2 protein-coding genes and 3 pseudogenes are annotated in these 7,858 nt (G+C 62.2%); all 5 read right to left on the bottom strand.

Annotated elements, in window-relative coordinates; translation table 11 throughout:
- A pseudogene (locus tag AIIKEEIJ_RS32965) lies at positions 1-200 on the bottom strand (IS21 family transposase); the annotation flags it as partial.
- A 438-nt stretch (positions 201-638) separates the two neighbouring features.
- Positions 639-992: pseudogene (locus tag AIIKEEIJ_RS09875) on the bottom strand (IS5/IS1182 family transposase); the annotation flags it as partial.
- 155 nt (positions 993-1,147) lie between these two features.
- A complete protein-coding gene (locus tag AIIKEEIJ_RS09870; protein WP_161995551.1) occupies positions 1,148-2,596 on the bottom strand; it encodes a P-loop ATPase, Sll1717 family in 1,449 nt (482 codons plus the stop codon).
- Positions 2,597-2,701: 105 nt separating this feature from the next.
- A complete protein-coding gene (pglX, locus tag AIIKEEIJ_RS09865) occupies positions 2,702-6,277 on the bottom strand; it encodes a BREX-2 system adenine-specific DNA-methyltransferase PglX (RefSeq protein ID WP_161995550.1) in 3,576 nt (1,191 codons plus the stop codon).
- A pseudogene (locus AIIKEEIJ_RS09860) lies at positions 6,277-7,858 on the bottom strand (BREX system serine/threonine kinase PglW); the annotation flags it as partial. The pseudogene AIIKEEIJ_RS09860 and the gene pglX, both read right to left, overlap by 1 nt.

Raw genomic sequence — 7,858 nt, 5'->3', positions numbered from 1 at the left:
ATACCTGGGTCGCCGTCGACGACGCGGACAGTAAGGTCTTTGCGGCCGAAACCGCAACGGTCGGTGGCGAACCGATGCAACGTCCGGTACGGCACTACGCAGCCTTTACGGGCAAGCAGAACTTCGATTTTGGTGATCGTGAGTGGCTTCTGTTCACCGTCCCCGGCCACCCATTTGGTGATCTGCTCTTCATGGGGCACGAGTTGTTCCCATGTGGCGCCGCGACCGTGCGGGCGGTCAGGTCGAACGGTATCGACGACGGCCGCGATCAAATCGTCATCGACAGCGGCGGCACTGTCGGTTTTTCTCCAGGCCGGCCGCTTGCGCTGCCTCGACGTAACGGCGGACGGTCTTACTGTCCACACCGGTATGCTCGGCGATCTTGCGCAGTCCCGGGGCCGGCAGTGCTGCCGTCCCGAGCCACAGTCGCAGTACTTCTCTGATCTCGTTCACGCTGATCTCCCGAAAAGCCATGCTGTCGACCTCCGCGACCTCGTTGAGCTGTCACGGACGATCGAACGAGCAAACGACGAGACCACCGGCAAGGCGCGCCGGTGGTCCCATAACTGGCAATCCAGGTGGTCCCATCACCCTGGCAAAATCAGATCAAACTGGTCCCATGCTCATGGCAGACGACACTCCCGGCAGCGGGTCGCGGCGATCAAGGTGCCGTCGAGTCCGACGTGTTCCCACCCGGATGCACTCCCGTGGGCGAGGACCTCGTGCAGGTCAGGGGCGTGGGCGGCGATCACGTCGATGCCTTCGTGTAGGTATCGGTAGGCGGTTGCCGGCGAGATTCGGGCATCGCGGGCGAGGGCGGCGACGTCGGTAGCGTCGCGGAACCAGCGGAGCACAATCACCGCCTGGACGTAGACGGTTGCGGCCCGCTGCCAGGGTCGGCGGTCGACTCGGGTGCGATGCGCGGCCAGGGCACGGGCGACGAAGGCCAGGGTGCGCTCGGGCACGTCGAGCGTGGCACGATAGGAAATCACGTGGGGTCCTGCTTCGGGATTGCTTCTTGGTCGAAACGATCTCTACCAGGTAGGACCCCACGTCCTCATCTCACGCCGCCCCAGCCCATGCGGGGCCCCGGTCCTCAATCCAGCGAAGTTGCTCCCCTCAACGCGGTCGCGGTCGCACCTGCAAATCAGCCCCGATTACGATCCCTCCACGGCCTATTCCATGCTCGCGTAAGCGCGTCATGAAGCATAAACTCATAACGAGTCGTGAATCCCGCGCCAGACACCTTTCTAAACATAAAGTCGGTGTACCCCCTATTATGTATGCCAATTCCTCCAGTTTCGAACATCTGCTTCAACAGTCTCTTCACCTCGAAGGGCTCAAGCTCACCTTCGAGCTCTACCTGCAAATCGTTGACTGTGAATATTCTCGACGGTACCGTTCTTAGCGCGTCTTTAAATGACGCCAACTCGCGGGCCCTACGAGACGGAAGCACACCGGCGAGATTGTCGAATATTTCTCCGACAAAGTACTCCTCCGCATATAACTGGACAGCCCTCTTAACACTCAATTCTGTGACGGACTTATTTCCCTTGTAGCATCTTTGAAGATACCCCATCAAGGCCACTGCATCGCGCGGAATGAGCCGAGTGTTGTCTAGAAGAAACTCAGGTATCTCGGTGTGTGGACCAATAGCAATCGGAGTACCCAGGTACTGCGTCACAATATTACGCACCTCCGGCCGTGCAACCGACGCTTTCGCCGTGAGTAGATTCCACAAATTGTTCCTCGACCCGATTCCATTTGCGTGCCAATCCAAATACGTGGCATACGGAGTCAGCTTGTTAACTTCCGCGCCAGGCAAGACATCAAAGATATCGGAACGGACGGCTACGACAACCGCTATTGGAAGATCCATTGAACGGAACTCGGTATTCAGGGCGTAGACTGCTTGAACCAGTCCTGCTAGTGAATTCCACTCATCGTTCGACTCGAAGAAGAATGAGTCCAGACCATCAAGAGCTAGTACATGTTTATTTTCAGTGCGCACAAATGATATCTGCTGTTTTAAGTACGAGGTAACCTCAAGAGGCGTGATTGACGCCGAGTCAAAGTTCGCTTCCGCGCCAACGACCTTCGCATCAAATTTGAGCTTGGAACTCGTCCATTTCACAACAGATGACAGCCAGTCACCAGGGAGATACCCACCTCTCTTTAGAGCCTGCGACATCTCCCCGAAAGACCCTGGCGCCGAAACTGACTGGTCCTCGTTCAGCGACTGAACGAGACGTAAAATTAAAAGGAACTCCCATACCGACTGGGCGCGCGACCCGCCCGCCGATTGACCGGTCTCAATACGCGTAACGTCGTTTACTGGAAAACTAGCCAGCGACCAGTAAGTGAAGAATCGATCATATCGATTCGCCCACGAGAGTTCGATATGCTTAAGCACTGCCGATTTACCGGAACCTTTGGGACCTAATAGAGCCCACGTACGTAGCGACTTAACGCCATATGCCGCGTCGCGGTAATCAAAATACCCGTCCGTCAGAAGGCTCGGCTCGTCAATGGCTTCTTGGTTAGCATCAATCTGACCGAAATGGAGAGTATGAAATGGAGGATCTTGACTGGTCACTGCATATCCTTTGCGGTACGCCATTAGGGTTGGCCGATTAAACCAGTGAGGGTAACATCTGAACGTTCTGGATCGGCACGGCAGAAGCCGCACGATTGTCGCAATTCAACGTTCGTTCGTACGGCGGCCTCGGGTTGCAGGAAGTGGCCGCCAGACAGCGAGATCCTCGATGGTCAGACCGAGTTCCGCGCAGTGCGAGCGCAGCACTTCCTCGATGGTGTCGGCCACGGATTCGCCGTATTCGGGGTCGATCTCACCGTGCCATTGCCGCACCCATGGCAACAGCTCGGCGAGGCCCGCCAGCATCGGAGTCAGCTTCTCGGGAGACGCCTGATCCCAGCCGTCGGTCGCGATGCGTTCATCGACGAGTCCGGCGAGCGCGAGGGCCTGTTCGGCGTGATCCCATCCCGCCCAGCCGAGGAGCATTGTAGGGTCGGTGTCGCGGTTCGCATTCGGATAAGAGATGAACCGTTCCTTGGGCACATCGAGTTTGCCGCGCCGCGACCAATACGAGGTCTTGAGGAAATCGGCGGGCTTGTACTTCGGTGGCACCGGAATCGGACCGTCGAGCTTCTCCCTGGCGTCCTCCCGACGCTGCAGGTCCCACGTGTGCTCCCACGCTTCGCGCTTGATGAGACCTGACGGCTTGTACCGCAGCGCCGCCAGATACGGGACACCCTCTTCGTCGAGCAGTTTGACCAATGCCGCCGAGGTGGATACCTCGTTGTTGCCGGCCCACAACCGCAGTACCTGACGGAAGTCGTCATCGCGGTCGAGTCGGTCGGCGAGCTGGGCGATACTGCGCGGGGTGGAATGGTCCCCTTCGAACCAGAGCTCACGACTCTCCATACGATCCAGCAGCCAGTCACGCAGCGCTTCGGCGACGCGCTTGTCCCACGGCTCCGAAGCCCAGCGCCGCTTATGCTCCGGCTTCTCAAGCAAACGGATACCCGAATTCGAAGCGATGACATCAATGCGTCGCTGCAACAGATCACGGTAGTCGGCGGGAAGGTGCGCCGGAATCTCGGTGGTCGGAGCGGAGCCGTGCCGCTCGAACCAAACCGTCGAACTTCCGTCCGCAAGCGCTCGCGCCAGTGCAATCTCGAATGACCGTGCACCCAAAGTGATTTCAGGAACTTCACCATCGTAGGTGAGGTCTTCGTCAATCAAGCCATACAGACGATAACACTCCCAGTCGAGTTCCTCCTGGTACGCGATCATTAGCCCGCGAATCCGTTCCGATTCGGTCCGCGCGAGTTCCAACGTCGCGGCGGTTGGCACCGCTCTCGTGGCAACGGCAGACGGCGTATGAGTGGCAAGCTCCTGCGCGAGCGTATCGAGGGTTCGAGTGCTGGCAAGCGGATACGCCGACGGCAACGGGAAGTCCTTCAGGTTCGTACCTGTGAACTCATAGAAGACCTCCCACTCATCGTGCATGAAACCTCCGGAGCCGGACTGGCTTCCCTTGTCATGACAGACCTGCTTGAGCCAGAAGCAGCCCAGCGAGCTGTTTAGCACCCCGAGCAGCCGGAGATGGTCGTCCTCGCTCGCCCCCTCCGGCAACTTGATCACCGGCGCAGAACGGTTGAACACCTTGCCGCCGCGGTCCAGGACGAAATGGTTGTGCGTCGCGACGAAGGCGAAGGATATTGCCCATGCCGAAGTTCCTTCGTCTCGTGGTAGCTGATGCCACTCGTACCACTTCCTCCCGGAGGAGAAGTACGTCCCCCCACCGAATGTCGAGCGTGATCCGAGAGTCGTACGGAAAGTCCACAACATCCGCTGAACATCTCGATTCAGAGCGTCGAGCGGTAGGAGCCTGCGCTCGCTCGTATAGGGGAGAAGTGCATACTCCGACTCGATCGCGTTCCAGTCTCGAACTTCCTCGCCTCGTGTCGACGAGATGAGAGACGCTCCGGGCGCCCCGAGTCGCTTCGCGTATGACGCCGGGAGGAAGAACGTCTCATCTGCGTGACTGTCACCGAAGAAGCCGATCCTCCGCTGCAGGACACCGAGCGTCTTCGCGGCCGCGGTTTCGATCGCGGAGGTCAACTCGACCGATCCACCACCACTGAGGCTCCATGGGTGCGTGGCCAAGATCGCACGATCGAGATCAACAACGCTGATCCAACCCCCGTCGAATCCGGACTCATCCATATGCTCTACGATTTCAGACCACACGATGCCCTTCGAGGGTTCGTCCGGTTTTCCGGGCTCTCCCCGCACACCGAGTACTGCACGCACGGTCTCACCGACCGGGGAGCGGTTGCGGCCCACCAGGATAACCGTCGGCGTGCCATGACCTGGGATGTATGCCCCAGAGGTGTCGATGACTTGCCGGAGATCGCGCGTGACAAGGAACTCTTCGATTAGCTTGGACCCGAACCCCCGCTTCATGAACGAGTTGGAGGTGATCTGGCCGACCCAACCCGGCTTGCCAGCTGAATCGGTCTTTGAGAGATCGAAGAACAGTTCCATGAACGGCACCGTCAGCGCGTAGGTTCCCCTGCAGAAGTTGTATAGCTGCCGATACGTCTGATTCCGGGCGGCATCCTTCACCGTTATGTACGGCGGATTCCCCACCACCACATCGTGTTCCCGCTGCAGGATCGCTCTCAGCGCGTCTGCGTTCTCTGTTGCATATGCCATCTGCTCCGATCCCGTCGACCACAGGTCGTCCGCGAGCGCCTGCTGCCGCGCACCCCACAGCAACGAGTCACCCGCCGCGAGGTTCAGCTCGATGTCGATCAACTTCTCGATCGACTTGTCCCCACTCGCATCCAACGCAGCGACCATCAACCGGAACCGCGCGATCGCCACCGCGAACGGGTTGATGTCCACACCGAACACCGACGCAAGCGCCTTCTGCACCACCACACGCCGGCCGAGGCCAGGTGCTTCGTTCTCCCAGCGTTCCAGCAATCGGTGGAACGCACCGAGCAGAAAGTGCCCGGACCCGCAGGTCGGGTCGATCACCGTGAAACCCTCGAGGGGGCGCTCTTTCAGGGCCGGTTCGAGAGTCTGGTCGAGGATGAACTCTTCCACGAACTCCGGGGTCTGCAGTAGGGCGTAGGTCTTCTTCGCGAACTCCGAGAGGTCCTGGTACACGTCCCCCAGGAATCGGGTGTCGACACCGACGAAGCTCCACAGTGGCTCACCGGATGCGTCCTTGTCCCACCAGAATTCGAGAAGACCGCGCGCTGCGTCGCCTGAGGGCGCCACCTGGTGCATCGGCGAGTAGCTGTCGACCAGTCCTCGGGTGGCTTCCATCTTCGCGAAATGCGAGATGATCGCTTCGAGCCACTCACGGTCGGTGTGCTCGGGGAACTCCGTGAAGTAGGCGCGTCGCGCGTCGAGGGCCTGCTGGCGCGCATCGGGGTTCGGCCCACCGATCCACGCCTTCGACACGAGTGCGTGATCTTCGCAGTAGCGCGCGAACACCGTCAGTAGCACCCACGCGACCGCGGCTTGCGTCACCCGTTCGTCGCGCCAGGCCTGCCACGACGCCGCCGTCCGGTTCGCGTGCAGTGCCGCGGTGTACTCGGTGCGCCACCGCTGCTCCATCCCCGTCTGACGGGTGTCGACGTCCGCACCGTCGACGCGCGCACGCAGATCGTCCTCGAGGACCGTGACCTGCTTGCGCAGCGCCTTCACCAACTCGGTCGCGGAAAAGTCCGCCATCACACCTTCTCGCTCTCAACAGCCCCGGTCTTCCAAACCGGGTACACAACGAACTGTCCACCGGGCGAACCCAACTGGATCGGTTGACCATCCACCAACGCGCCGCGCTGGCCACGCATCTGCGGCAACACCACCCACACCGGGCGGCGGCGCGGCGCCGACAGGTCCGCCAACCGCGCCAACACGTCGAGGTAGCCGTAACGGGCCAGCGGCGACACCTCGGTGAGAACCAACGGAGTGGGCTGCGCGGCATCGCCGAACACCCGATCCTCGAGGCCGGCGCACAGGCGCGGCATCACCTGTTCGAGCACCGCACGCAAACCCCGCGCATCCTTGCTTCCCGGCGCGGCAGCATCGGCGCTTCGCACAAGATCCCACGACACGCCGCGCTCGGATGAGAAGGTGCGCATCGCGTCGATGATCGCTCCCGTGACGTCGACGGCGTCGGCGTCGTGCGCGTCGACGAGTTCCTGCGCAACGACCTGGTGGTCGCCAGGGCGGCGGACGGGCACCCCGAAGACCAGGAAGCCGTTCTCGGCCAGGGATCGCGCCATCAGCGAGTTCCGCGCCGCGCCACCCTCGCCGGTCGCGGCGGACACGACGGGTCCGGCGGGCTGTCCGGTGTGAGTGGCGGTGCGGGTGTGCAGGGAGGTTTCGCTCGGTGGTGCGGCCTGCTCGTAGCGGTAGGCGGTGCCGTCCCAGGTGAGGCCGAGTCCGGCACGGTCGAGGTGCGCGTCGAGAGCAGGCCGGGCAGGGAGCCGGTCGAGCTCCGGGAATCGTGCGGCGACGCGTGCCCGGATCTCCGTCGGCGACAACGCCTCGGTCTGGGCGAGTCCGGCAAGGGCGATGCGCAGCGCATCAGACGGGCCGAGGCTGCGGCTGTGCAGTTCACCGCGACCGGAGACGGCGGCGAAGCGGGAAATGGCCGCCGCCAAGCGCACAAGACGCCCGTCCGGCGGCAGTGGCACGGGCACGTCCGGTCCGGCCGCGGCTGTGTAGGCGCGAGCGAACGCGCCGCGCAGTTCGCGTGCCGCGGTGCCCATCGGGACCACCTGGGACATCGGGGTGGCGACCATGAGGTCGTCGGCGCGACGGCCCGCAGCTTCGGCTCCGGCGAGCAGGAGTTCGTCGTCGGCGACCAACGCGAGGCGTCCACCGTGGCGTCGGCGCACCCACCGTCGGGTTCCCTCGGCGGTTTCGTGCTCGGTGAGTCGATCCAGGGCGAGGCGCAACAGCCCGGCGGCAGCACGCTCCGCGAGACGCGGGGCCATGGCATCGGTGGTAGCGGCCGGGGCTTGGGGCAGCCGGGCGCGGATCTCGGCGGTGAGGGTGGAGATCGCTACTACCCCACCGGAATCGCGGAGGACCTGGTCGGCGACGTCGATGAGTTCGTCGAGCAACTCCCGTGTCGCCGGGTTCTCCGCCCAGTCGGACTGCAGTTCCTTGAGGAGCTGGTTTCCTCGGGGACCGCTCTTCTTCAACGCCGACGCCAGTTCGTTGCCGGACGCGAACGCATCGAGAGTGCCGGTGACACCGAGGAGCAGTTCCGCCGCCCTGCGGCGGGTGCTGGCCCTACCCGTG

The organism is Rhodococcus sp. YH1 (assembly GCF_009939605.1).
GTDB classification, from domain to species: Bacteria; Actinomycetota; Actinomycetes; order Mycobacteriales; family Mycobacteriaceae; genus Rhodococcus; species Rhodococcus aetherivorans.
The sequence above is the reverse complement of the archived record's forward strand: the minus strand, read 5'-3'. Positions and strand labels throughout refer to the sequence as shown.